The sequence below is a fragment of the Sphingomonas taxi genome, assembly GCF_000764535.1.
GTDB classification, from domain to species: Bacteria; Pseudomonadota; Alphaproteobacteria; order Sphingomonadales; family Sphingomonadaceae; genus Sphingomonas; species Sphingomonas taxi.
The window spans coordinates 3707815-3730430 of record NZ_CP009571.1 but is presented as its reverse complement, the minus strand read 5'-3'; the positions used below and the strand labels follow the sequence as shown (position 1 = coordinate 3730430).

Annotated in this window: 22 protein-coding genes; 14 read left to right on the top strand and 8 right to left on the bottom strand. The window is 69.0% G+C overall.

What is annotated here, in order from left to right; all coding sequences use genetic code 11:
* Positions 1 to 111: 111 nt before the first annotated feature.
* On the top strand, positions 112 to 2664 hold the full coding sequence (locus MC45_RS17020) for a TonB-dependent receptor (RefSeq protein WP_038665719.1): 2553 nt from the start codon (positions 112 to 114) through the stop codon (positions 2662 to 2664).
* Here the strand turns inward: MC45_RS17020 and MC45_RS17015 are convergent.
* Entirely contained in the window at positions 2634 to 4001 is a 1368-nt protein-coding gene (locus tag MC45_RS17015; protein WP_052075741.1) for a sensor histidine kinase, read from the bottom strand. The genes MC45_RS17020 and MC45_RS17015 overlap by 31 nt on opposite strands.
* Positions 3998 to 4678 (bottom strand): response regulator transcription factor, encoded by a 681-nt coding sequence (locus MC45_RS17010; protein ID WP_038665716.1) that lies wholly within the window; start codon positions 4676 to 4678, stop codon positions 3998 to 4000. The genes MC45_RS17015 and MC45_RS17010 overlap by 4 nt, the downstream gene beginning before the upstream one ends.
* Before the next feature lie 124 nt (positions 4679 to 4802).
* Here MC45_RS17010 and MC45_RS18660 point away from each other — a divergent pair, with 124 nt between their 5' ends.
* The 10 genes from MC45_RS18660 (at position 4803) to MC45_RS16960 (ending at position 15459) form a co-directional block, all read left to right on the top strand.
* On the top strand, positions 4803 to 6617 hold the full coding sequence (locus MC45_RS18660) for a PAS domain-containing sensor histidine kinase (protein ID WP_156143871.1): 1815 nt from the start codon (positions 4803 to 4805) through the stop codon (positions 6615 to 6617).
* Positions 6618 to 6834: 217 nt separating this feature from the next.
* Positions 6835 to 7455 carry a biliverdin-producing heme oxygenase gene (locus tag MC45_RS17000; protein WP_038665713.1) on the top strand — a complete coding sequence of 207 codons (621 nt, stop codon included), beginning with the start codon at positions 6835 to 6837 and terminating at the stop codon, positions 7453 to 7455.
* Entirely contained in the window at positions 7433 to 7885 is a 453-nt protein-coding gene (locus MC45_RS16995) for a YbaN family protein (RefSeq protein WP_081974496.1), read from the top strand. The genes MC45_RS17000 and MC45_RS16995 overlap by 23 nt, the downstream gene beginning before the upstream one ends.
* A 59-nt stretch (positions 7886 to 7944) precedes the next feature.
* The gene (locus MC45_RS16990) at positions 7945 to 8886 is read left to right on the top strand and encodes a hypothetical protein (protein ID WP_038665710.1); all 942 of its coding nucleotides are present in this window, start codon (positions 7945 to 7947) and stop codon (positions 8884 to 8886) included.
* The gene (locus MC45_RS16985; protein ID WP_052075739.1) at positions 8876 to 9685 is read left to right on the top strand and encodes a metallophosphoesterase family protein; all 810 of its coding nucleotides are present in this window, start codon (positions 8876 to 8878) and stop codon (positions 9683 to 9685) included. The genes MC45_RS16990 and MC45_RS16985 overlap by 11 nt, the downstream gene beginning before the upstream one ends.
* Positions 9685 to 10347 carry a hypothetical protein gene (locus tag MC45_RS18655; protein ID WP_052075738.1) on the top strand — a complete coding sequence of 221 codons (663 nt, stop codon included), beginning with the start codon at positions 9685 to 9687 and terminating at the stop codon, positions 10345 to 10347. Before MC45_RS16985 ends, MC45_RS18655 begins: the two co-directional genes overlap by 1 nt.
* Positions 10348 to 10747: 400 nt before the next feature.
* The gene (locus MC45_RS16975; RefSeq protein ID WP_052075737.1) at positions 10748 to 11482 is read left to right on the top strand and encodes a methionine ABC transporter ATP-binding protein; all 735 of its coding nucleotides are present in this window, start codon (positions 10748 to 10750) and stop codon (positions 11480 to 11482) included.
* The gene (locus MC45_RS16970; protein ID WP_038665706.1) at positions 11479 to 12144 is read left to right on the top strand and encodes a methionine ABC transporter permease; all 666 of its coding nucleotides are present in this window, start codon (positions 11479 to 11481) and stop codon (positions 12142 to 12144) included. Before MC45_RS16975 ends, MC45_RS16970 begins: the two co-directional genes overlap by 4 nt.
* Positions 12145 to 12155: 11 nt before the next feature.
* Positions 12156 to 12962 carry a MetQ/NlpA family ABC transporter substrate-binding protein gene (locus tag MC45_RS16965; RefSeq protein WP_156143870.1) on the top strand — a complete coding sequence of 269 codons (807 nt, stop codon included), beginning with the start codon at positions 12156 to 12158 and terminating at the stop codon, positions 12960 to 12962.
* A gap of 97 nt (positions 12963 to 13059) precedes the next feature.
* Complete coding sequence (locus MC45_RS16960; RefSeq protein ID WP_038665700.1) at positions 13060 to 15459, top strand: hypothetical protein; 2400 nt, start codon at positions 13060 to 13062, stop codon at positions 15457 to 15459.
* A 407-nt stretch (positions 15460 to 15866) separates the two neighbouring features.
* Here MC45_RS16960 and MC45_RS19965 read toward each other — a convergent pair whose 3' ends face one another.
* Both MC45_RS19965 and MC45_RS19415 read right to left on the bottom strand, forming a co-directional pair.
* Positions 15867 to 15998 (bottom strand): hypothetical protein, encoded by a 132-nt coding sequence (locus tag MC45_RS19965; RefSeq protein ID WP_281177474.1) that lies wholly within the window; start codon positions 15996 to 15998, stop codon positions 15867 to 15869.
* 101 nt (positions 15999 to 16099) lie between these two features.
* Complete coding sequence (locus tag MC45_RS19415; protein WP_156143869.1) at positions 16100 to 16261, bottom strand: hypothetical protein; 162 nt, start codon at positions 16259 to 16261, stop codon at positions 16100 to 16102.
* A 167-nt stretch (positions 16262 to 16428) separates the two neighbouring features.
* Between MC45_RS19415 and MC45_RS16955 the strand changes: the two genes are divergently transcribed.
* From MC45_RS16955 to MC45_RS16945, 3 genes are all read left to right on the top strand, one after another.
* Positions 16429 to 16770: a PilZ domain-containing protein gene (locus MC45_RS16955; protein ID WP_038665697.1), complete on the top strand. Its 342-nt coding sequence runs from the start codon at positions 16429 to 16431 to the stop codon at positions 16768 to 16770.
* A 68-nt stretch (positions 16771 to 16838) separates the two neighbouring features.
* A complete protein-coding gene (locus MC45_RS16950) occupies positions 16839 to 17204 on the top strand; it encodes a hypothetical protein (RefSeq protein WP_052075736.1) in 366 nt (121 codons plus the stop codon).
* 67 nt (positions 17205 to 17271) lie between these two features.
* On the top strand, positions 17272 to 17454 hold the full coding sequence (locus MC45_RS16945) for a hypothetical protein (protein ID WP_245640765.1): 183 nt from the start codon (positions 17272 to 17274) through the stop codon (positions 17452 to 17454).
* Positions 17455 to 17478: 24 nt separating this feature from the next.
* On the opposite strand, the gene MC45_RS16940 is transcribed toward MC45_RS16945, so the two are convergent.
* From MC45_RS16940 to MC45_RS16925, 4 genes are all read right to left on the bottom strand, one after another.
* Positions 17479 to 19539: a beta-galactosidase gene (locus MC45_RS16940; RefSeq protein WP_038665688.1), complete on the bottom strand. Its 2061-nt coding sequence runs from the start codon at positions 19537 to 19539 to the stop codon at positions 17479 to 17481.
* A gap of 33 nt (positions 19540 to 19572) precedes the next feature.
* The gene (locus MC45_RS16935) at positions 19573 to 21111 is read right to left on the bottom strand and encodes an alpha-L-fucosidase (protein WP_038665684.1); all 1539 of its coding nucleotides are present in this window, start codon (positions 21109 to 21111) and stop codon (positions 19573 to 19575) included.
* A gap of 97 nt (positions 21112 to 21208) precedes the next feature.
* Positions 21209 to 22075 (bottom strand): amidohydrolase family protein, encoded by an 867-nt coding sequence (locus MC45_RS16930; protein WP_245640764.1) that lies wholly within the window; start codon positions 22073 to 22075, stop codon positions 21209 to 21211.
* A 76-nt stretch (positions 22076 to 22151) separates the two neighbouring features.
* A complete protein-coding gene (locus tag MC45_RS16925) occupies positions 22152 to 22508 on the bottom strand; it encodes an L-rhamnose mutarotase (protein WP_038665681.1) in 357 nt (118 codons plus the stop codon).
* Between the last annotated feature and the right edge of the window lie 108 nt (positions 22509 to 22616).

Below are 22616 nucleotides of genomic sequence, written 5' to 3'. Positions count from 1 at the left end.
ACTCAGGATGACATCGCCGCATCGATCGGCGTCACCGAACAGTCACGGAGAATACTTCCGTCGCCGCTAGTGGCGCGGCTCATCACATAATCACTTTCAGGGGGACGTTCTTTGTCCGGTTCTTCTCATGCCCGCGCGTATCTGCTGGCTGGCGCGGCGCTGCTGGCGCTGGCCGGTGCCGCCCCGGCCTTCGCACAGGCCCAGGCCGACACTGCGGCTGCACCGGCGGTCGTCGCCGATCCCGATCCCGAGACCGGCGGCAGCCAGTTGCAGGACATCGTCGTGACCGCGACGAAGCGCGAGACGAACCTGCAGAAGACGCCGATCTCGATGAACGTGCTGACCGCGACTTCGCTGGTCGATCGTCACGTCCAGAGCCTCTACGACCTCGCCGACGGCGCCGTGCCGTCGCTGCGCGTCGCCACCTTCGAAGCGCGCCAGAGCGCGCTGACGATCGGTATCCGCGGCATCGTGCCGCTCGACGCCAACCAGCCCGCACGCGAACAGGGTGTCGGCATCTATGTCGACGGCGTCTACCTTGGCCGCCAGCACGGCCTCAACGCCGCCTTGTTCGACATCGAGCGGATCGAAGTGCTCAAGGGCCCGCAGGGGACGTTGTTCGGCCGCAACACTGAGGGCGGCGCGCTCAGCCTCGTCACCAAGGGGCCGAGCGGCAAGTTCGACGGCAGCGCCACGGCTGGCATCGCCAATTACGGCGGCTATAACGGCGCGTTGCGTCTCGACCTGCCCGAGACCTACGGCGTCAGCCTGAAGCTCGACGGCGTCGTCCAATATCAGGGGCCGACGACTAAGAACCCGCTCGCCGGCCAAACCGGCTTCAACTATTTCGACCGACGCGGCTTCAAGGCGACTGCGCGGATCAAGCCCGTCGACGGCATGACCGCCGACTTCAGCTACGACAACGGCTATGATGCCAACAGCCCATTCTACAGCCAGTTGCTGAACTACAATCCCAACGGCTGCGTCGCCGGCACGCAAGCATCGCAGCCGAACTGCAAGCTTCCCGGCACGAACTACACCTCACTGACCGGCACGGTGAAGTCGCTGATTCCCGGCACCGTCATCAACGGCACCAGCCGTCAGAAGGTCGCCGATATCGGCGTGCCGCAGCAGCCGAGCATCGACAAGACGCACGGTTTCACCTCGAACATCCGCTGGAACGTCGCCCCCGAGATAGAGCTGCGCTCGATCACCGCGTGGCGCGGCGTCGATTCGACGCAATGGGACAATAGTGGCGGCGCGCACCGCGTACCGGTACTCAATTCCAGCAACGTCGTCATTAACGGCCAATTGCAGAACGGCACCTTGTTCAGCCGCTATTCGCTTGCCGACCTGCATCAGAACCAGTTCAGCCAGGAATTCCAGGCGGTCGGCACCGTCGGGCAGCTCGACTATGTCGCCGGCCTCTATTATTTCAACGAGCACGTCAGCGACGACGCCGCGACGCCCAATTCGAACTTCTACAATGCGGCGACCGGCACGATCAGTATCGTCGATCCCTGCGCCACGATCACCACCGGCTTCACCGTCGTCAACGGCCTGCCGGTCGGTGGTACGACGTCACCGGCGGGCTCGCAGCCCGGTTGCCGCTCGATCGATCGCGCCTCGGAAGTCTGGTCGAAGAGCTATGCCGGCTATGGCCAGGTGACGTGGAACGCGACCGACGCGGTGCACCTGACCGTCGGCGGGCGCTACACGCGCGACGAGAAGCAGGGCGTCCTGCACTTCTCGCGCAACATCAATTACGACACCAACACTGCGGCGGCGACGCGGAATGGCTATCAGCCGCTCGACCGGACCTGGAAGCGGTTCAACCCGATGGCGACCTTGGCCTTCGACGCGAGCGACAGCGTCCATCTCTACGCCAAATACGCCACCGGCTATCGCGCCGGCGGTGCCAGCTCGCGCACGGCGAATTATCTGCCGTTCAACCCTGAGGACGTGAAGTCCTACGAAATCGGCATGAAGTCCGACTTTTGGGAACACCGTGCGCGGCTCAACCTCGCCGGCTACATCATGGATCGGAAGAACAGCCAAGTCGACATCAGCTCGATCCAGCCGACCGCGACGGGCAATTTCAACAATCTCGTGACGATCAACGCCCCCGGCATCACCAAGATTCGCGGCATCGAGGCTGACCTGACCGTACAGCCGGTTGATCACCTCACGCTTACCGCCGGCTATGCCTATACCTATACCAAGATTCCGCCGGTGTTGATCACGTCGACCAACGTCTATCAGAACTTCTACATCGTCTTCACGCCGCGCAACGCCGCGAATGGCGCGATCGATTACACGATCCCGCTCAACGATCTGGACCTGAAGTTACACATCGACGGCAACTACGCACAGTCGACGCAGGCGTTCGACCAGTTCGCGACCCACAACGATGCCTCGTTCATCGTCAACAGCCGCGTCGCCTTGTCGAACATCAACCTCGGCACCAACCAACTGACGATCTCGGCCTGGGTGCGGAACCTGTTCGACAAGCAGTACATCTTCCGTCGCGACCCGTCCAACAGCCTCCCCGCCGCGCCGACGACGCCGGGAGCAACGACGGGCAACATCAACGGCGTGTTGGGCGATTACGGCAATTTCAACGCGCCGCGCACCTACGGCCTCGAAGCGTCGGTCAAGTTCTGATCGGCTGATCCCAAGGGAAAGGCGAGCCCGAGCACCAGCCCGGGCTCGCCATCCTCCAGCAGCAGGTCGCCGCCGTGCAGCCGCATGATCGCGGCGATCAGCGGCAATCCCAGACCATGGCCGGGCCGATTGCGGCTCGCCTCCAGCCGCCCGAAGCGGCGCAACGCCAGCGCACGCTGGTCGGCCGCTATGCCCGGCCCATCATCGCCGATCGTGACCGTGGCACAGTCCCCCGAAACCGCCGTACCGAGCGTGATCCGCGTTCCCGCCGGCGTATGCCGCAGCGCATTCTCGACACCGTTGAGCAGCGCTTGTTCGATCAGCCGCGGGTCTCCGGTGATCGGCACCGGCCCACCCGCCTCGACCACCAGATCACGGCCACCGTCCTCCACGACCGGTGCCATCGCCTCGCCGATTTCCGCGACCAATGCGGCCAGATCGACGCGGGTGAAGCCCGCCGTGCGCCGCCCGCTCTCGATTTCGGCGATCCGCAGCATCGCCCCGACCATCCCGAGGATCGCATCGCATTCGCCGATCGCCTGTTCGACCTCGTCGCGCGTCCGGCCGTCCGCCCGCGCCGCGGTCGTCGCCAGCCGGCTGCGCAACCGCGCGAGCGGCGTGCGCAGATCGTGCGCGACGTCGTTGGAGACGTTGCGCAGCCCCTCCATCAACTCGGCGATCCGGTCGAGCATGCGGTTGAAGGCATGCGCTTGGCGGTCGAACTCGTCGGCGGATCCGGTCACCGCGATGCGCTGCTGCATGTCGCCGGCGATGATCGCCTCCACCGTCCGCCGCGTCTCCGCAAAGCGCCGCGCGATCGTCCGTCCGAACGCGACGAGCCCGCCGAGCACGATGACCACGATCAGCGCATAACCGAGCAGGTAGATGTACCGCCGCGCGCCGCGATAGCCGTCGAACGGCTCGGTCTCGGCGATCGTGGTCAGCGTCAGCCCGTCGCCGACCGGCCGGGTGAACGCCCGCCCCGCCGATAGCCCCTGGATACGGTCGCGCCGCCGCACGTCGGCATAGCCCGGCGCGAACCGCCGCGTCAGCGTGACGTTGCCACCGAGCCGCCGGCCGGCGGCGTCGGTGAGTTGGAAACCGATGTCGCCGGTGTCGCGCCGCCGGGCGAGGGCGGCGATCCGCGCCAGCAGCCGCGGTGCGGTGGCGCGGCGGCCGTCGGCGGCGACCAGAGCGCTGACGTTCTCGATCCGCCGGTCGACCAACCGGTCGATCGTCCCCAAGGTCAGGCGATAGGTCGCCAGTCCGGTGCCCGCCGTCGCGACGAGGAACGCCGCCAGGAAGCCGATGGTCAGCGCACGCAGGCTGGGCTTCATCCGCGCATCATATAGCCGATGCCGCGCAGCGTCTGGATCGGATCGTCGCCGCCGCCCTCGGTCAGCTTGCGGCGCAGCCGGCGGATGTGGACGTCGACGATATTGGTGTCGGGGATGAAGTCATAGCCCCACACCCGCTCGATCAGCATCGCCCGGGTCAGCACCGCATCGGCGTTGCGGACCAGTTCGACGAGCAGCTTGAGTTCCAGCTTGGCGAGGTCGATCGGCCTGCCGCCCCGCCAGGCGCGGAAGCTGGTCGGGCTGACGACGATATCGCCGGCCTGCAACGTGTCGGCGCTCGACATCGTCCAGCCACGCCCGCGCAGGATCGCGGTCAATCGCGCATGCAATTCCATCGCCGCGACCGGCTTGACGACATAATCGTCGGCGCCCGCCTCCAGCCCCTCGACCTTGTCCTGCGAGCCGGACAGCGCGGTCAGCATGATAACCGGCAACGTCATCCCCCCCGCCCGCAAGGTCTGGAGCACCGACATGCCGTCGAGCCGCGGCATCATCCGGTCGAGGATCACCGCATCGAACGCCGCCTCGTTCATCACCGTCAGCGCCTGCCGGCCGTCGCTGGCGATCGCGGTGGCGTGGCCGATCACGCGCAGTTCCTCGGCCAGTGCCTCGGCGTAGGCGGCATCGTCCTCGACCAGGAGAAGGTTGAGAGTCATCGTGGCGGATAAACGCGGTTTCGACGGCGCGTCGTCAAGCCTTTTCATCGCCGGATCGGTGTCGACCGCACCGCCGCGCCGCCCCCGAACGATCTGGATTCGGGCGTCGCCCGGCGATAAGGCGATGATCGGGGCCGGAACAGGGAGGCGGACGATCGACGACCTGCCGTTTCCCGCCAGTGAGCTTCCCGGTGAATGGGCGATGCTCGACGCCGCGCGCCATGCGGTCGTGATCACCGGCCCGGCGATCGACCCGCCCGGCCCGATCATCCGCTACGTCAATCCGGCGATGCAGGCGATGACCGGCTATACGCGCGACGAGCTGGTCGGCGCAACGCCGCGCATGATGCAGGGCCCCGGCACCGACCGGGACCTGCTCGCGCGGATGCGCACGGCGCTGGCCGCGGGCGAGGGGTTCCACGGCGAGGGCATCAACTACCGCAAGGACGGCAGCGCCTATCTGGTCGACTGGACGATCGACCCGGTGCGCGACGACGCCGGCCAGATCACCGCCTGGCTGTCGCTGCAGCGCGACATCACCGCCCGGCGCGAGGATGCGATGCGCGCCGCGGAACGCGAGGCGCGGCTGGGGGCGATCTTCGCCGATGCCGCGGTGGGCCTGTCGGTCATCGATGCCGAGGGGCGATTCCTGCGCGTCAACCAGGAGCTGTGCCGGATCCTCGCGCGCAGCGAGGATGTCCTGCTGCGCAGCACCGTCGCCGACGTCACGTTCGCCGACGACTTTCCGGCGTCGGTCCGTGCGCTCGCCAAGGCGGTGACCGATCGCCAGCCGGCGGTGCTCGACAAACGGTACCGCCGGCCCGACGGCACGCTGATCTGGGCGAACAGCACGGTCACGCCGATGGCGGACGTGCGCGGCCAGCCGGGCCATCTGTTGGTCGTCACCGTCGACCTGACCGCGCGGATGGAAATCGAGCGGGCGTTGCAGGAGAGCGAGACGCGCTTTCGCCAGTTCGGGGATGCGTCGTCGAATGCCTTGTGGGTGCGGGAAGCCGGAGGGTTGCGGCTGGAATATGCGAATCCGGCGTTCGCGCGCCTCTATGGTCTGGACGCGGACGCGGTGGATGTGGCGCAATGGGCGGAGTTGGTCGTCGCCGAGGATCGCGCACCCGCGGTCGCGGCGATCCGCAGCGCCTGCGCGGGGGAGCATCGGACCAGCACGTTCCGCATCCGCCGCCCGGGGGACGGCGAGACGCGCTGGGTGCACGACACCGTCTTCGCGCTGCGCAACGGCGGCGCGGTCGAACGGATCGGCGGGATCAGCGTCGACGTGACCGAGGTCGTCGCCAATTCCGAGCGGCTGGAGGTGCTGGTCGCCGAATTGCAGCACCGTACCCGCAACCTCATCAACCTGGTCCGCTCGATCGCCGACCGGACGGTGCGGTCGAGCAGCGACCTGGCCGGCTTTCGCGACCGCTTCGTCGATCGGCTCGCGGCGCTCGCCCGCGTGCAGGGGCTGCTGTCGCGCTTGCAGGACGTCGATCGGGTCAGTTTCGACGAGCTCGTGCACAGCGAGATGTCGGCGATGGCCGGGGTGTCGGAGCGGATCGTGCTCGACGGGCCGGCGGGTATCCGGCTGCGCTCGTCGGCGGTGCAGATGCTGGCGATGGCGCTGCACGAACTGGCGACCAACGCGCTTAAATATGGCGCGCTCGGCCAGCCGCAGGCGCGGCTGACGGTGCGCTGGTCGCTGACCCCCGCCGCCGACGGGGCGTCGCCGCGGTTGCGCATCGCGTGGCGCGAATCGCAGGTGGTGATGCCGCAGGGCGACGCACCGCGCGGCACCGGCCAGGGGCGCGAGCTGATCGAGCGCGCGCTGCCCTATCAGCTCGATGCCGAGACGCACTTCTCGCTCGGACCCGATGGCCTGCATTGCACGATCGAGCTGCCGGTGTCGGAGACCAACGGCTGCGCGTAATCATCACAAACTTCTCGCTAACGCAGCCATCAGGAGCCAAGCGGAACAACGACTTGCGGTATTTCGCTGGCAATCCTCATCGCCCCGGCATAGGATGAGAATGCTTCGCAATAGCTGCATCAAGGTAGTCAAAATGCGCTCGGGGACGTCATCCATGTCGAACGGACCGGCTTCCAGTCCGCCACGCCACCCCTATTACCGTTCCGGAGACTTCGCCATGACGCTCGCCCCCACCGCCGCCTCCCCCGCCCAGCCGGCGCCGCCGCCGAGCCGGGCGAAGCGGCTGAAGGCGCTGACCCACGATACGCACGAGCGGCTCGACACCACGGTGGCGGGCGCGTCCTCCTTCGCCTCGCGCGACGGCTATGTGCGGTTCGCCCGCATGCAGTTCCTGTTCCATCGCGACATCGACGCACTCTACGCCGACGCCGATCTGCAGACGCTGTTTCCCGGCCTCGGCGAGCGGCGGCAATTGCCGCTGGTGCAGCAGGACCTCGCCGATCTCGCCGCCGCGGTGCCGCAGCCCGACACCGCCCCGGCCTTCGTGCCCGACGCGGCGATCGACCTGCCGACCGCGCTCGGCTGGCTCTACGTCGCGGAAGGGTCGCGGATGGGGGCGACATTGCTGCGCAAGGATGCCGCCAGGCTCGGCCTGTCGGACGATTTCGGTGCGCGCCATCTCGCGCCGGCGCCCGAGGGGCCGGCGGCCTATTGGCGCATCTTCACCGCCGCGCTCGACGGCATCGCGCTCGACGCCGCCGCGGAGGACCGGGTGATCGCCGGCGCCGAGGCCGCCTTTGCCCGGGTGCAGGCCTATGCCGACGATACCCTCCGCTGACGGCACGCCGCTGGCGCCCGGCGCGATCGCGCGCGGCCGGGTCAGCCGGGCCTTGTGGATGACGCTCGGCTGGATGCTGGTCGGCATCGGCTTCGTCGGCCTGTTCGTGCCGTTGCTGCCGACCACCGACTTCCTGATCCTCGCTCTGCCCTGTTTCGCGCGCTCGTCGGTGCGGCTGGAACAATGGCTGCTCGATCATCCCCGCGTCGGCCCGCCGCTGCGCGCGTGGCGGACGCAGCGCGCGATCCCGCGCCACGCCAAGATCGCCGCCTGCGTCGGGATCACGATCGGCTTCGTCTCCTTCTATGCGCTCGTCCGCCCCGGCGCGCTGCCCGCGATAGCGGTCGCCGCGGTGCTGCTCGCCTGCGCGGCGTGGATCGCCAGCCGGCCGGCGCCCGGGGCAGATGGCCCGCATCACACGATAGATTAAGCCAAATTCTCGATTAACCATCTTCGATTCGTGGTAGGTCTTCCGCTAGGGAGACAGATATGACGCACCGGGTGGGGACCATCGGCACTGCCATCGTCGCGATCGTCACGGCCGTGCCGGCCGCGGCGCAGGATCAGCGCGCGCGCGGCGACGACGCCACGCGGCAGGCGATCCGCTACGACATCAGCGGTCCGGTGTCGCCGTCGAGCGGCACCGCGACGGTCTCGGCGAGCAGCGTGCCGCAGGCGATGGAGCGGCTGACCGACGAGGACGCGCGTGCCGATGTCTCGCTCGGCTCGATCTATGCCGAGGGCAAGTTCGGCACCGCGTCCAAGACGACGATCTGGAGTTCGGCGCTCGGCGCGCGGGTACGCATGGGCGACTGGACGCTCTCCGCCTCGCTGCCGTGGATGCGGATCCGCAGCCGCTCGACGATCTTCACCGGCATCGATTCGACGCCGATCCTGGTCGCGACCGACACCGCCGCGACCAAGCGGACCTTCGACGGCTTCGGCGACCTGACGCTGGGCGCCGCCTATACGATCGTCTCCGCCAATATGCCGCTGGAGGTGCAGCTGTCCGGCCGCGCCAAGATCAACACCGCGACGGACAGCAGCGGCCTGTCGAGCGGCAAGAACGATTATGCCGGCGGCGTCGACGTCTCCTATCCGATCGGCAAGGTCACCCCGTTCGGCTCGGTCAGCTATCGCTTCCTCGGCGACACCGCGCGCTACGACCTGCGCGACGGGCCGGCGGCCTCGGCCGGCGCCTCCTATGCGCTCGGCACCGACAGCTTCCTGCTCGCCTCCTACCATTATTCGCGCGCGGCGACGCGGCTGGTCGCGGATGCGCACGAATTGTTCGCCGGCGCCTCGACCCGGCTCGGCGGCACCCCGCTGCGGCTCACCGGCTTCGCCACCGCCGGCCTGTCGCGCGGCGCCGCCGCGGCCTCGGCCGGGCTGTCGCTGTCGCTCGGCCTCCAGAAGCGCAATGCCCGCTGAGCTGAACGATGCCGAGCTGGGCGATGCGGTGACGCGGGTCTATGCGATCGGCGACGTGCACGGCCGCTACGACCTGTTCCGGCGGCTGATGAACATCATCGAGCGCGACCAGGCGAGCCGGCTGGCGGCGCCGACGCGGCTGATCCTGCTCGGCGACATCGTCGATCGCGGCCCCGATTCCGCCAAGATGGTGAAGGGCTGCATGAACCTCACCGCCTCGACCGACCGCTTCATGGTGCTGAAGGGCAATCACGAGGAGATGATGGTCGATGCGCTGCGCGGCAGCCTCTACGCCTATCGCCAGTGGCTGAAGTTCGGCGGCCGCGAGACGTTGCTGAGCTGGGGCGTCGACGAGGCGCTGCTGGACGGGCCGGCGACGATGGACAAGCTGCGCCACGCCGCCGCGATCGTCGGCGAGGAGGCGATCCAGTGGCTGGCGCGCCTGCCCCTCTATCATCGCCACGGCGACTATCTGTTCGTCCATGCCGGCATCCGCCCCGGCGTCGCGCTGCGCCGGCAGCGTGCCGAGGACCTGCTGTGGATCACCGACGATTTCCTCGAATCCGAGGCGTCGCACGGCATGATCGTCGTCCACGGCCACACCATTTCCGAACATCGCCCGGTGGTGCGCAACAACCGGATCGGCATCGATACCGGCGCCTATCGCACCAACCAGCTCACCGCGATCGGCATCGAGGGCGGCGAGCGCTGGATGCTGCACACCACCTTGCTGCCCGAACTGATGCTGACCGAGGACGACGCGACGTCCGACGACGATTCCATGGTCCGGAACGGCTGATGTCCCCGCCCGGCTTCAACGACAAACGGCTCGACGCCAATCTCGCCTCGATCCTCGGCCTGCCCGACGCGCCGGCCGCCGCGCCGCCGCCGCCGCCCGAGGAGCCGGCCGGCGCGGTACCGACGCTGCACCGGGTCAAGACGTCGCGGCGCGCCTCGGCGACGGTCGCCGCGTCGCTCGGCATCGCGCTGGTCGCCGGGGTCGGGCTGTTCGTCGGCCGATCGGTGACGATTACGCCCGCGACGCCGCCGCACCGGGTAATCGAGGTGCCCGGCGCGCCGGCGCCGGCCGCGTCGGCGACCGTCACCGCGACGACCGCCGCGGCCCAGTCCCAGTTCCGTCCGATCCGCCGCCGTCGCCGGGCGTTCGCGGCGGTTCCGTCGCCGGAGCTGCCGACCTCCCCGCCGGGCACGACGCCGAGCACGCCATTGCTCGCCGAGGCGCTGGCGGCAACCGTGCGCGACAGCGTGGCACCGGCGCCGGCGGCCGAGCCGCCGCCGCCCGCGGCGGTCGCGCCGCCACGCATCGCCGCTGCCGAGCCGCCCGCGCCGCGCCCCGGCGCCGCCGCGACGGCGGCGTCCCCGCCGGCAGCGACGCCCGATCCCGCCCGCGCCCGCCGCGACAGCATCGACGCGATCCGCGCGCTGCGCCGCCAATGGTGACCGGGGCGATCGGATAGGGCCGGCGCTCGCGCTCAAACTTCACCCCCGTCACTTCGGACCCGTTCCAAACCTCTGCGGAAGCCGGCATCGCCCGGAGGAGCGGCACGGTGCTCCTGCGAAAGCAGGAGGCTAGGGCCAAGCAAAGCAACGCCTTATGGCGCTTGATACCCTGGGCTCCTGCTTTCGCAGGAGCACTGCGCTGATCTGCTGGTGATGGGAGTTTCGCAGGGTGGCAAACACGTCCGGGGTGGCGGACCTTGTGGGGCCGCACCGGCCCGCCTCGCCCGCCGCGACGGGCAAAGCCTCCTTTAGCGGCCCCAAGTCTTCTGCCGATGGCATTGCGCCGTCCGATCCGGCACAGGCTCGGCCTTTGCGTAGCGAAGGCGGCGAACCAGCGATCATGATCAAGCTTACCGACGTCCGAAAGCAATTCCCCGGCGGCGCCGCGCCGGCGCTCGACGGCGTGTCGCTCGAGATCGCGAAGGGCGAGGTGTTCGGGATCATCGGCCGTTCGGGCGCGGGCAAGTCGACGCTGATCCGGCTGCTCAACGGGCTCGAACGGCCCTCCTCGGGCCATGTCGCCATCGACGGGCAGGTGATCGAGACGCTGCCCGCCGCCGACCTGCGCCGGTTGCGCCAGCGCACGGGCATGATCTTCCAGAATTTCGGCCTACTGTCGTCGCGTACGGTGGCGGGCAACGTCGGCTTTCCGCTCGAACTCGCCGGCGCGCCGCGGCGCGACCGCGAGGCGAAGGTCGCCGCCCTGCTCGACCGCGTCGGCCTCGCCGCGTTCGCGAACCGCTATCCCGCGCAGCTCTCGGGCGGCCAGCGCCAGCGCGTCGGCATCGCCCGCGCGCTGGCGACCGACCCCGCCGTGCTCCTGTGCGACGAGGCGACCAGCGCGCTCGATCCCGAGACGACGCGCGACGTGCTCGCGCTGCTGCGCGACCTCAATCGCGAACTCGGCCTCACCATCGTGCTGATCACGCACGAAATGGCGGTGGTGCGCAGCATCTGCGACCGCGTCGCGGTGATCGAGGCGGGGCGGATCGTCGAAACCGGCGCGGTCGACGCCGTCTTCGCCGCGGCGCGCCACCCGGCGACGCAGCGCATGCTTTCGGCGGTGGCGGCATGACCGGCCTGTTCGCCAATATCGACTGGCCCGAGATCGGCCGCGCCTGCGTCGATACGCTGGCGATGCTGTCGGGATCGCTGCTGCTGTCGATCCTGTTCGGGCTGCCGCTCGGCGTGCTGCTCTATCTCACCGGCGAACGCGGGCTGCTCGCCAACCGGTTCGGCAATGCAATGCTCGGCGGCCTCGTCAACGTGCTGCGCTCGGTGCCGTTCATCATCCTGCTGATCGTGATGATCCCGCTGACGATGGCGCTGGTCGGCACCTCGCTCGGCGTCGCCGGCGCGATCCCGCCGCTCGTCGTCGGCGCGGCGCCTTTCTATGCGCGGCTGGTCGAAAGCGCGCTGCGCGAGGTCGACCGCACCACGATCGAGGCGACGCAGGCGATGGGCGCGACGACGCGGCAGATCGTCACCGGCGCGCTGATCCCCGAGGCCCTGCCCGGGCTGATCGCCGGCGCGACGGTGACCGCGGTCGCGCTCGTCTCGTTCACCGCAATGGCCGGCGTGGTCGGCGCGGGCGGGCTCGGCGATCTCGCCATCCGCTTCGGCTACCAGCGTTTCCAGACCGACGTGATGGTCGTCACCGTCGTGCTGCTCGTCGCGCTCGTCCAGTCTATCCAATATGGCGGCGATCGTCTCGCCCGCCGCGTCACCCGCCGATGAAGGTCCTGCCGATGAACCGTCGTACCCTGCTCGCTGCCCTGCCCGCCGTCGTGTCGCTCGGCCTGCTCGCCGCCTGTTCGGGCGGCGCCAAGCCCGATGGCGCGACGCTCACCGTCGCCGCCACCGCGGTGCCGCATGCCGAGATCCTCGAACAGGTGAAGCCGCTGCTCGCCAGACAGGGGCTGACGCTCGATATCCGCGTGTTCAACGATTACGTGCAGCCCAATCTGCAGGTCGACCAGCGCCAGATCGACGTCAATTACTTCCAGACCAAGCCGTATCTCGACCAGTTCAACGCCGCGCGCGGCACCCATCTGGTGCCGTTCGCGGGCATCCACGTCGAGCCGCTCGGCGGCTATTCGCGCCGCTACAAGACGCTGGCGCAGCTGCCCGACGGCGCGGTGGTCGCGTTGCCCAACGAGCCGAGCAACGGCGGCCGCGCGCTGCTGCTGCTCCAGCGCGCCGGGCTGATCCGGCTGAAGGCGCCGACCAACGCGCTGTCGACGCTGCGCGACATCGCCGCCAATCCCAAACGTCTGCAGTTCAAGGAGCTGGAGGCGGCGACGCTGCCGCGCGTGCTCGGCGAGGTCGATCTGGCGATGATCAACACCAATTACGCGCTCGACGCCAAGCTCAACCCGACCCGCGACGCGCTGGTGATCGAGGACGCCAAATCGCCCTACGTCAATTTCGTCGTCGGCCGTGCCGGCGAACAGAACGACCCGCGCGTCGTCAAGCTGATCGCCGCGCTGCGCAGCCCGCAGACCAAGGCGTTCATCGACAGCCACTACAAGGGCGCGGTGCTGCCGGCGTTTTGAGGTGACGGGGGCGGCTTTTCCACCCCGCCAGCCTCAATCTGAACACAAGCGCGGGGCAGAAGCGCGGCGTCGTTGAACCGGGATTGCTGCCTGCCTCATGCCGCGTGTGTTCCGCCATCTCAGCGTCTTCGCCCTGCTCGCCGCCGCCGCGTGGCGGGTCGAGGCGGCGCCTTCGCAATTCGATCTGGTCGGGCCGCGGCTCGACGTCGCGGTTACCCATGATGGCGCGACCTTGCCGCTCGCCTGGGTGCCCAATCTCGCCGAGGGCGACCGGGTGTCGATCAAGCTCGACCTGCCGCCCGCCGGCAGCGAGCGCTTCCGGCTGGTCGCGGTGTTCCTGCGCGGCGCGGTGGAGCGGCCGCCGCGCGACTGGTTCCACGATACGCTGGGCGGCAAGGGCAAAGGCGGCGACCTGTCGCTGATCGTGCCCAAGGGCGCGCAGCAGCTCGCGCTGTTCATCCTGCCCGAAAAGGGCGGCAGCGCCGATGCGGTGGCCAGCGCGGTGCGCAAACAGCCCGGCGCCTTCGTGCGCGCGGTGCAGGACCTCAACCAGGCGACGCTCGACCGCGCGCGGCTCGACACCTTCCTCGACGTATTGCTCCAGGCCGAGCGCGAGGATCCGGCGAGCGTCGGCGCGACCTCGCAGGTGCTCACCCGCAGCCTGTCGATCAAGCTGAAGGCGGAGTGCCTGCAACAGCCCGCCGAACTGCAGGCCGCCTGCCTGACCGGCGATCGCGAGACCTTGCTGTTCGCCGACACGCACAGCTCGGCGCTCGCCGACACGCTGACCGGCGCGCCGACCGACCTCGCCTTCCAGCTCAGCGCGACGCCGCAGGCGGGCTATGGCTTCTACAGTTCGTATATCGGCGTGGTGCGCGACATCTTCCGGCTGTTCGGCGCCTTCCAGTCGACGCAGCTCCAGTTCGTGCCGGCGCTGGCGCGGATGGGCGACAGCCGGATCACCCTGCTGCTCAACACGCCGCTGTCCTTCGCCAAGCCGGCATCGGTGATGGTCGTCGGCCTGCCCGCGATCGAGGCCGCCAAGCCGCCGCCGCTGCGCCGTGGCGAGGGCGCCGGCCTGCTGTGTGCGGCGAGCGGCGCGGTGCTGCCGGTCGAGGGCGCGCCGCTCGTCTATGCGACGCGCTATGCCCGCGACGTCATGGTCCGCATCGCCGGCGCCGGCGGCGCGTCGGTCGACCTGCCCGCGCATGCCGACGCCCGCCGCGGCGGATACGTGCTCGACAAGGGGCTGCCCGACGCCGGCTTCGCCGGGCCGGTCGGCGCGCAGCTGCACGGCAATTGGGGGTTCACCGCCTTCGACGGGCCGCGCTTCACGCTGTCGCGGCCGCAGGCGAACCTGTGGGCGGCACCCGCCAACACGACGTTGGTGGTCGGCCGCACCAACACGCTCGCGCTCGCCGGCGAAGGCGCTGGCTGCGTCGCCAGGGTCGAGATGCGCCGCGGCGACGGCGCCAGCGAGACGCTGGACTGGAAGCAGGACGGCCAGCGCAGGATCGTCGTCGACGTGCCGCTCGACAAGGCGACGCCCGGCCCGGTGACGCTGACCGTGACCGGTGCGGCCGGCGCGGCGCCGGCGACGATCACCTTGCCCGCCCTGCAGGAGATCGGCCGGCTCGACGCGCTGACGATCGCGGCCGGCGACGATGCGGCGATGCTGACCGGATCGCGGCTGGATCAGGTGCGCGAGGTCAGGCTAGGCGGCGTCACGCTGACGCCGGGGGCGCTGACCCGGTCGGACCGGGCGGATCAGCTGACGCTCGCCGCCGCCGATCCCGCGGCGTTGCGCGCGCTCGCCGCCGGCAGCCGGATCGTCGCCGACGTTACCTTCGCCGGCAACCGCCACAAGACGATCGCGGTGACCGTCGGCGCCGCACGGCGCACGCCGCTGGTGCTCCAGCGCAGCGCGCAGCCGGTGCCGCACGCGGGTGTGCTGCCGATGACAGTGCAGCCCGACGGCGTGTTCGCGCAGGACGCGCGGCTCACCTTCGCCTTCCGCCTCGATCCCGCGACGCCGCTCACCGGCAAGGAGGTGGTCGAGATCGCCACCGCCGATGGCCAGACGACGAGCCGGCTGACCGCCGGCAAGGGCTATGACCTGCAGGATGCGACGACCGGCATCGGCACGATCGTGCCTGCCGAGGCACTCGGCCCGTTGGTACACGGCGCGCTGCGCCTCCGCATCGTGCAGGATGGCGTGGCGACGCGCTGGGTTCCGCTCGGCAGCGTCGTCCGCCTGCCCGAGCTGCGGTCGATCGCCTGTACGGCGGCGGGCCGCTGCACGGTGACCGGCGACCGGCTGTTCCTGGCGCAGGCGATCGCCACCGACGCGCGCGTCGATGCGGCGCAGGCGATTCCCGACGGCTTCACCGGCAATGCGGTCGAGGTCGCACCGTCGGTCGCCGGGCAGAAGCCCGCCAGCCTCTCCCTGCGGCTGCGCGACGCGGGCGAGGCGATCGCGACGGTGGCGGTGCCGTAAGGAGGGCGGGACCGCTCGTCATCTTTCGCTGCCGCAACCGCGTTACCCCGTCGCCGTCACCACGAGGGCTATCGCATATGAGGATCTGGGGTGAGCCTGCCGTCTTCAAAACCCGCCCCGTCACCCCGGACTTGTTCCGGGGTCCACTCCGCGGCGAGGAGAAAGGCTTGAGTCGCCACCATTCTCTTGCGGCCGGGCGGACCCCGGAACGAGTCCGGGGTGACGAATTCTATGAGGACACCGATCGAACCTCATCGCCTCAGCCAAATGCGATAGCCCCCGCCGTCACCCCGGACTTGATCCGGGGTCTCGCCACATTCTTCACCGTGTCGATCGGGAAAAGCGGGACCCCGGGTCAAGCCCGGGGTGACGGACGGGGCCGCTGGGATCGGGACTGTCGATCCGGCCTAGCTGGGCCGGGCGTGGCGGAGGCGGACGAGGCCGCAATGCGAACAGCGGTGGACCGTCGTTCCCGGCCGGTGGGTCGCCGGCTTGATCGTCCATTTATGCAGGCCGATGCGGCAGCGTAGAGCAGGCATGATACGCTCCTCAAAAACCCATGGTACTGCGCCCACTGCTATGGAATGATGCTGAACCAAGTGTTTATCCAGGGTTCAGCGCGGTCGGATACGGCGAAAAGTCAGTCCCGCGACCGTCCGGCACCGGCGCGGGCACCGGCCATCGTCCGCGACAGGCGACGGCGGGCATCGCTGCGCAGCGCACGCCGCTGGCGATGCCGGCCATAGCCATAGGTCGCGACGGCAGCGACCGTGGCCGCCGCCGCGACGATGAAATAGGTCATGCGTGCCCCCGCAATCCAGCCCGTCGGCTCCGGCCCTAGAGCGGCGGGTGCGACGCCGATACCGGCGCGGCCATTGCCCGTGTGCCACTGGCTGTTGCCATCGTGTCAGCGCGCCCGTCCAGCCGCCGGCAAGACGGGATATTAACCTATTTTCCGTAGCAGGAGCCATGGCTTCCGTAGATCCCACCCCCTATCCGTCCTGGCTCGCGCAAGAAGAGCGCCAGGCGGAGCGTCTCGCCGTCGTCTGGCCGGCGACGATCTCGTCGATGAAGTTCGATGCGGAGGCATGTTCGATCAGCGACATCACCCATCTGGGATGCCGGATCATGCTGGCGCATCGCGTCACGGTCGGCACCTATGTGACGATCGACATGCCGCAGCTGACCAAGCTGGAAGGCTGGATCGCATGGAACCGCGAGCATGAGGTCGGCGTGGAGTTCAGCCATCCGCTGCCGGTCGACGTGCTCAGCGACATCGAGGTGCGGATGCAGGCCGGGCCGCCGCATTGATCTTACCGTAGCTTGTTGATTTTCCATATCAATGGAAGTTAAACAGATGACCTTGGGGGGAGAAGGTCATGCCGCGCACCTTGACACCGTCGGATGGTTCGGTGCGGATCGTGAGCACGACGACCACGACCAAGCTCGCCGAGCGGATGCTCGCCGCGGCGCAGGTGGTGGCAGAGGCGCTGCCGCAAGGCTTCAACGCGCCGTTGCCGACCAATATCCTGCTCGCGCTGTTCGTCGCCGAGGAAGCGGCGCATTATCCGTCGGAAGCCGAACTCGGCGGGCCGCCCGCGACGACCGAACGCTGGGTGATCGCGCTCGCCCAAGCCGGGCTGATCGAGCGACGCGACGGCCTGCTGGCGCTGTCGAAACTGGGGTACGAGATGGTCCAGACGATGCTGGAACGCTTGTTCGAGGCGCAACGCCGGCTCGATTGACCGCGGCAAGTCTCTGCTGCCATTGCCCCGCCATCTTTGCTAGGACCCCGTCATGCTAAGAACACGGATGAAGCGGCTTGCCGATCGCGGCGAGCTGGCGGTGCAGCGTCTCGCCGACATCGAAACCTCGATCCTCCAGCTCGGCGACGAGGATCTGCTCGACCTCGCCGATATCTTCAACGCCTCGGCCGACACGCCGCTCGGCGCGATCGCGGTGGCCGAGATGACGCGGCGCGGCATCCGCCTGTAGCGCCGCCGCCGCACCGGCCGCGGCTCACTCGACCAGCGCCACCTCATAGGCCGGCAGCGTCAGCGTTCCCGCCACCGCGCGGCCGCCGATCATGTCGCGACCCGGTTTGGCGAGCGGCACCGCGACCGGCGCCGTGGTCGTGTTGACGTACATCGTCCGCCCCTCGACCGTTCGCGCGACGACCCCGGCGGGCGTCTTCGGCCCCGGCACGATGCCGGTCCCGGCATAGAGCGAGAGGAGCAGCGGGCCGAGCAGCGCCGCCTGCGGCGCGGTCGCCAGATAGATGGCGCGCCCCTTGCCGAAGCGGTTGACGGTGATCGCCGGCGTCGGCTGCGCGAGCCCGTCGAACATCGCGAGCGGCCTGGCGGTCGAGGGTTCGAGGATCTCGTAATAGCCGTCCGTCGCGGTCGCCGTCGCGCCGTTCAGCGTCACCTTGAGCGGCGTGGCGGCGCGGTAGAAGGCGTTGGTGCGCAGCCCGAACACATCGGTAAGTCGCCCGGGCAGCGGCGTCGCGAACCATTTGCCGGTCTCGTCCGCCTTGGCGGAATAGCCGGTCATCACCACGGTGCCGCCGCCCGCAACATAGCGCCGCACCGCCGCGGCGGTCGGCGCATCCATGATATAGGCGCTCGGCAGCACGACGAGTTTGTAGGCGTCGATCGGGTCGTGCGCGATGTCGATCACCGCGGTATCGACATTGTCCTCGAACAAAGGCTGGAACGCCGCCTTGGCCTGATCGACGTAGCTGCCGGCGAAATATTGCTTGATCGTATTGGGGCCGGGCGGCGGGCTGACCAGCCAGTTGGTATCGAACGAATAAGCGATCGCCACCTGCGGCTGTACGTCGCGCGGGAAGCCGAGCGTCTTCATCCTGCCGAACTCCTTGGCGATCCGCGCGAATTCGGCGACCTTCCACGACGGCCGGTCGTCATGATCGAGCAGCCCGAACAACGATTGCTCCTCGCCGCCGAGATGCGAGTTGAACGTCCAGGCGAGGAAGGTCTGCGCATAATTGAGCAGGCCGAAATAGGCCCACATCCGCGACCGGTCCGGCATGCCGTAATCGCCGCCGCCGCCGGCGGTGAATTCGTTGAACCACACCGGCGTCCGGTGTCCCGCCTTCATCATCATCACCTGGAACGCGGCGCCGAGCGCATCGCCCGGATAGAAGCCGAGCGCGCCATAGGTCGCATAGCGGTTCCACGACCGCAGATAGTCGAATCCCTTGTTGCCCGCCTCCGGCCACAGGTTCGATGCGGTCGGCAGGTGCGGGGCATATTGCCGGCGGACGCCGTCGAGATCGTCGAGCGCGGCGATCGTCTGGTCGGACCAGAAACGATGGAGGTCGAGATTGCGCTCGTTCGGCCCCGGCCCGTTGCCATAAGGAATGTCGACGCCGTCCCAATCGGCGATGCGCCGCGACCAGCGCTGCGTCGCCCAGGCGGTGTTGAGCGCCTCGATCGTGCCATATTTTTGCTTGAGCCAGCCGACGAACCGCTGCCGGACTCCGTCCGAATAGGACATCGGCGAGCTGCCGACCTCATTGTCATAGCCGATCGCGATCACCGCGGGGTGGTGCGCGTAGCGCTTGAGCATCTGCTCGGCGAGCGCATGGACGTGCCGGCGGTAGTCGGGATCGCTGATGTCGTCCCAATAGCGGCTGGCGGCATGCAGCCGCGCGCCGTCCTGGTTGATCAGGTCGACGCCGGGATATGTCTTGTGCAGCCAGCCGGGCGCCGGCAGGCCGGGGATGTCGAGCACCACCCGGATGCCGGCGCGGTGCATCTGGTCCATGACGCTGTCGAACCAGGCGAAGGTGTAGCGCCCCTCCTCCGGCTCGAACGAATCCCACGACAGGTCGCCCATGCGGACCATCGTGAAGCCCGCGCCCTTCATCACCGCAATGTCCTGCGCGATCTGCGCCGGCGACCGGTCGACCGGCTGGTAGCAGGTGCCGACGAACAGATCGCCCTTGCCGGGCCAGTCGGCGCGCATTGCGGAATCCTGCGCGTGGACCGCGGGGGCCGGCGCCGCCGCCAGCAGGAGCGCACCCGCCGCGAGCGCGAAGGATTTGATCGGGATCATGATTGTACTTTCGATTGTCTTTAGGATCGCCGCTCAGGCGAAGCTGATCTCGAACACGCTGGCGTGGCGGGTCGGCAGCCGGTCCGGTCGTTCGATCACCAGCGCCTGGCCGGTCTGTTCGAAGCGGATCGCGCCGCCGTGGCCGAGCAGGCGCACCCGCCGGATCCGGCGCGGATCGTGCGGATTGCCCTGCGCCAGCGCCTTGATCGCGGTCGCGCCGGCGGGCTCGCCGAGCGTGATCGCATACAGCCGGCCGCGTTTGGTGGTGAAACGGATGTCCTGTGCGACGTAGCTGCCATCTTCCTTGAAGCTGCCCGCCACCGCCTCGGTCGGCCCCTCGCCGTAGATCGTCCACGGCCGGGTGCCGTGGATCGCCTCGGCATTGACCGCCATCCATGCGGCGAGTTCGGCGAGCAGCGTCTCCGACTGCGGCGGCAGGCTGCCGTCGGCATGCAGCGCGACGTTGAGCAGCATGTTGCCGTTCTTGCTGACGATGTCGGCGAGCATCGCGATCACCTGCGGCGGCGTCTTGAACTTGTCGTCGACATTGTCGAACCAGTCGCCGTTCGACGTGTCGGTCTGCCAGGCCAGCGGGTTGATGCCGGCGAGCACGCCGCGCTCGACGTCCTGGACGCAGGCGCCCTTGTAGAAATCGCCCGAGCCCTGATCCTTGCAGGTGTAGACCGCGTCGAGCTTGCCGTGGCGGGCGATGCTGCTGTTGTAGAGATGCGCGACCAGCGACCGGCCGGTGGCGCCGAACGGCAGGCCGCCGTCGGAATAGAGCAGGTCGGGCTGGTAGCTGTCGACGAGGTCGCGGATGCGCGCGAACCACAGCGCATGATAGGCCGGATCGTTGGTGTACCAGCTGCCCGGCTTGTTGGTGTAGGGCTCGTCGTGCGGCTTGTGGTAGAGATCGGCGAAGCGCGGATCGGCGCCGTCGTAATCGACGCCGAGCTTCGGCCAGAACTGGTCGTAGAGATGGCTCGGATACCACCAATTGTGGCTGGCGCCGAGATGTTCGGAGACGCCGAAGCGCAGCTTGCGACGCGTCGCGGCCTTTTGCCAGTCGCCGACGATATCGCGCTTGGGTCCCATCGCGACCGCGTTCCAGCGATGATGCCGCGACTTCCACAGGTCGAAATTGTCGTGATGGACGCCCATCGACACGAAATATTTGGCGCCCGCGGCGGCGTAGCGGTCCATCAGCGCTTCGGGATCGAACTTGTCCGCGGTCCACAGCGGAATGATGTCCTTATAGCCGAATTCGGACGGATGGCCGTAGGTGGCGAGGTGATGCGCGTAATGCGGATGACCCGGCACGTACATGAAGCGCGCGTACCAATCGCCCCGCCGCGGCACCGCCTGCGGCCCCCAATGCGCCCAGATGCCGAACTTGGCGTCGCGGAACCAGTCGGGCGTCTGATAGGCGCTGAGCGAGTCCACCGTCGGCTGGAAGCGGCCGGGGGCGATCGCGGGCAGCGGTGCGGCGGCGACGGCGCGCGCGAACGGCCCGGCGGCGAGCCCCGCGCCGAGCGATGCCCCCAACAATTCGCGCTTGCTGATGCCCGCCATGTCTCTCTCCCGCGCCGCTCGCCGCCAGGTCGGGCGCTCGGTCAAGTTATCATACTTGCAAATGTATTTTCATTAGGCAAGCGATCTTCCGGGCATTCTATGGCAGGGCGAGTCCGTAGAACCGCCGGGCGCTGTCGGCGAACAGGCTGCGCTCGCCGGCGGGGTCGAGTGCGGCGAGCGTGCGGGCGGCCTGGAACCAGCTGCCGTAATCGTCGCCGCTAAGGTGCAGCACCGGCCAATCGCTGCCCCACATCAGCCGCTCGCCGAAACAGGCGACGAGATGCGCGACATAGGGCGCCAGAGCCGCGGCGGGCTCGCCCGGCGGCTGTTCGGTGCGCAGGCCGGACAATTTGCACCAGACGGTGTCGCACGCCGCCAGCGCGGCGATCTCGTCGCGCCACGGATCGAGCCCGCCTGCCGCCGCGCTCGGCTTGGCGGCGTGATCGATCACGATCGGCAGGTCGGGCCAGCGGTGCGCGAGGCGATGCAGCGCGCTGAGATGGCGCGGCTGGACCAGCGCGTCGAAGCGCAGGCCGTGCGCGACCATCGCCGCGATCGCATCGTCCAGCGCCGGTTGCAGGATCCAGTCGGTGTCGGCGATCGACTGGAGCATCGGCCGCAGCCCGCGCAGCTTGGGGGCCGCCGCCAGTTGCGCGATCCGGCGCGGCGCGTCGGCGGCGGCGAGATCGACCCAGCCGACCAGCGCGCCGACCAGCGGCTCGGCGGCGGCGATCGCGCAGAGCCGGTCGGTATCGGCATCGGTCGGCTGCGACTGGACGAGCACCGTCGCGGCGAGATCCACGCCGCGACTGTCGGCGCGCAGATCGGCGAGCGCAAAGTCACGGTGGATCGCCGGCAGGCTCGCATCGGGCCATTGATGCCCCGGCCAGTCGAGCCGCCAGACATGGTGATGCGCGTCGACCACCCCGGCGATCGCGGTGCTGCCTGCCGTTCCGATTGCCACGTTCCACCTCGCCTTGTCGTGAAAGATCGTCGCCTTTCATAGTCTTACCGCGGCGACAAGGCCGCCGGGCGGCACGTCAGGGCTGTTCGTCGAGCGAATAGACGCGCTCCGCCGCGACCCATTTCTCGCCGTCGGGGGCGAACGGCAGCCGCCGCTGGAAGCGCTCCATCAACGCTTCCCAGGCCTGGACGTCGGGGTCCGCCGCATCCGCCGCCGCCTTCGCCGCGGCGGAGAAATCGGGGCCGGTCTCCATGATCATCGCGAGCCGGTCGCCGACGTGCCAGATCTCGAGCGATTCGATGCCGCTGGCGCGAATCGAGCGGTTGATCGCGGCGGGAGGCCCGCCGGCGCGGTGCCAGTCGCGATAGGCCGCGACCGAGGCCGACGACGGATCGATGTCGAGGAACAGAAGGTGGCGCGTCATCGTCGGCATTCTCGCTGCAAGTGCTTGGGGATGCGGCAACATCGCCCGTACGCCGGGATGCGGCAAGGCGCGCGTGCCGCCGCCTCGCGCAGCTCGGCGCGCATCCGGCAGCGGCGA

Bases quoted from the DNA above. Each gene is read 5' to 3' on its own strand.
- MC45_RS17015 (WP_052075741.1), bottom strand. From the start codon at position 4,001: ATGAAGCCCAGCCTGCGTGCGCTGACCATCGGCTTCCTGGCGGCGTTC.
- MC45_RS17010 (WP_038665716.1), bottom strand. From the start codon at position 4,678: ATGACTCTCAACCTTCTCCTGGTCGAGGACGATGCCGCCTACGCCGAG.
- MC45_RS18660 (WP_156143871.1), top strand. From the start codon at position 4,803: ATGATCGGGGCCGGAACAGGGAGGCGGACGATCGACGACCTGCCGTTT.
- MC45_RS17000 (WP_038665713.1), top strand. From the start codon at position 6,835: ATGACGCTCGCCCCCACCGCCGCCTCCCCCGCCCAGCCGGCGCCGCCG.
- MC45_RS16995 (WP_081974496.1), top strand. From the start codon at position 7,433: ATGCCGACGATACCCTCCGCTGACGGCACGCCGCTGGCGCCCGGCGCG.
- MC45_RS16990 (WP_038665710.1), top strand. From the start codon at position 7,945: ATGACGCACCGGGTGGGGACCATCGGCACTGCCATCGTCGCGATCGTC.
- MC45_RS16985 (WP_052075739.1), top strand. From the start codon at position 8,876: ATGCCCGCTGAGCTGAACGATGCCGAGCTGGGCGATGCGGTGACGCGG.
- MC45_RS18655 (WP_052075738.1), top strand. From the start codon at position 9,685: ATGTCCCCGCCCGGCTTCAACGACAAACGGCTCGACGCCAATCTCGCC.
- MC45_RS16975 (WP_052075737.1), top strand. From the start codon at position 10,748: ATGATCAAGCTTACCGACGTCCGAAAGCAATTCCCCGGCGGCGCCGCG.
- MC45_RS16970 (WP_038665706.1), top strand. From the start codon at position 11,479: ATGACCGGCCTGTTCGCCAATATCGACTGGCCCGAGATCGGCCGCGCC.
- MC45_RS16965 (WP_156143870.1), top strand. From the start codon at position 12,156: ATGAACCGTCGTACCCTGCTCGCTGCCCTGCCCGCCGTCGTGTCGCTC.
- MC45_RS16960 (WP_038665700.1), top strand. From the start codon at position 13,060: ATGCCGCGTGTGTTCCGCCATCTCAGCGTCTTCGCCCTGCTCGCCGCC.
- MC45_RS19965 (WP_281177474.1), bottom strand. From the start codon at position 15,998: ATGCCTGCTCTACGCTGCCGCATCGGCCTGCATAAATGGACGATCAAG.
- MC45_RS19415 (WP_156143869.1), bottom strand. From the start codon at position 16,261: ATGACCTATTTCATCGTCGCGGCGGCGGCCACGGTCGCTGCCGTCGCG.
- MC45_RS16955 (WP_038665697.1), top strand. From the start codon at position 16,429: ATGGCTTCCGTAGATCCCACCCCCTATCCGTCCTGGCTCGCGCAAGAA.
- MC45_RS16950 (WP_052075736.1), top strand. From the start codon at position 16,839: ATGCCGCGCACCTTGACACCGTCGGATGGTTCGGTGCGGATCGTGAGC.
- MC45_RS16945 (WP_245640765.1), top strand. From the start codon at position 17,272: ATGAAGCGGCTTGCCGATCGCGGCGAGCTGGCGGTGCAGCGTCTCGCC.
- MC45_RS16940 (WP_038665688.1), bottom strand. From the start codon at position 19,539: ATGATCCCGATCAAATCCTTCGCGCTCGCGGCGGGTGCGCTCCTGCTG.
- MC45_RS16935 (WP_038665684.1), bottom strand. From the start codon at position 21,111: ATGGCGGGCATCAGCAAGCGCGAATTGTTGGGGGCATCGCTCGGCGCG.
- MC45_RS16925 (WP_038665681.1), bottom strand. From the start codon at position 22,508: ATGCCGACGATGACGCGCCACCTTCTGTTCCTCGACATCGATCCGTCG.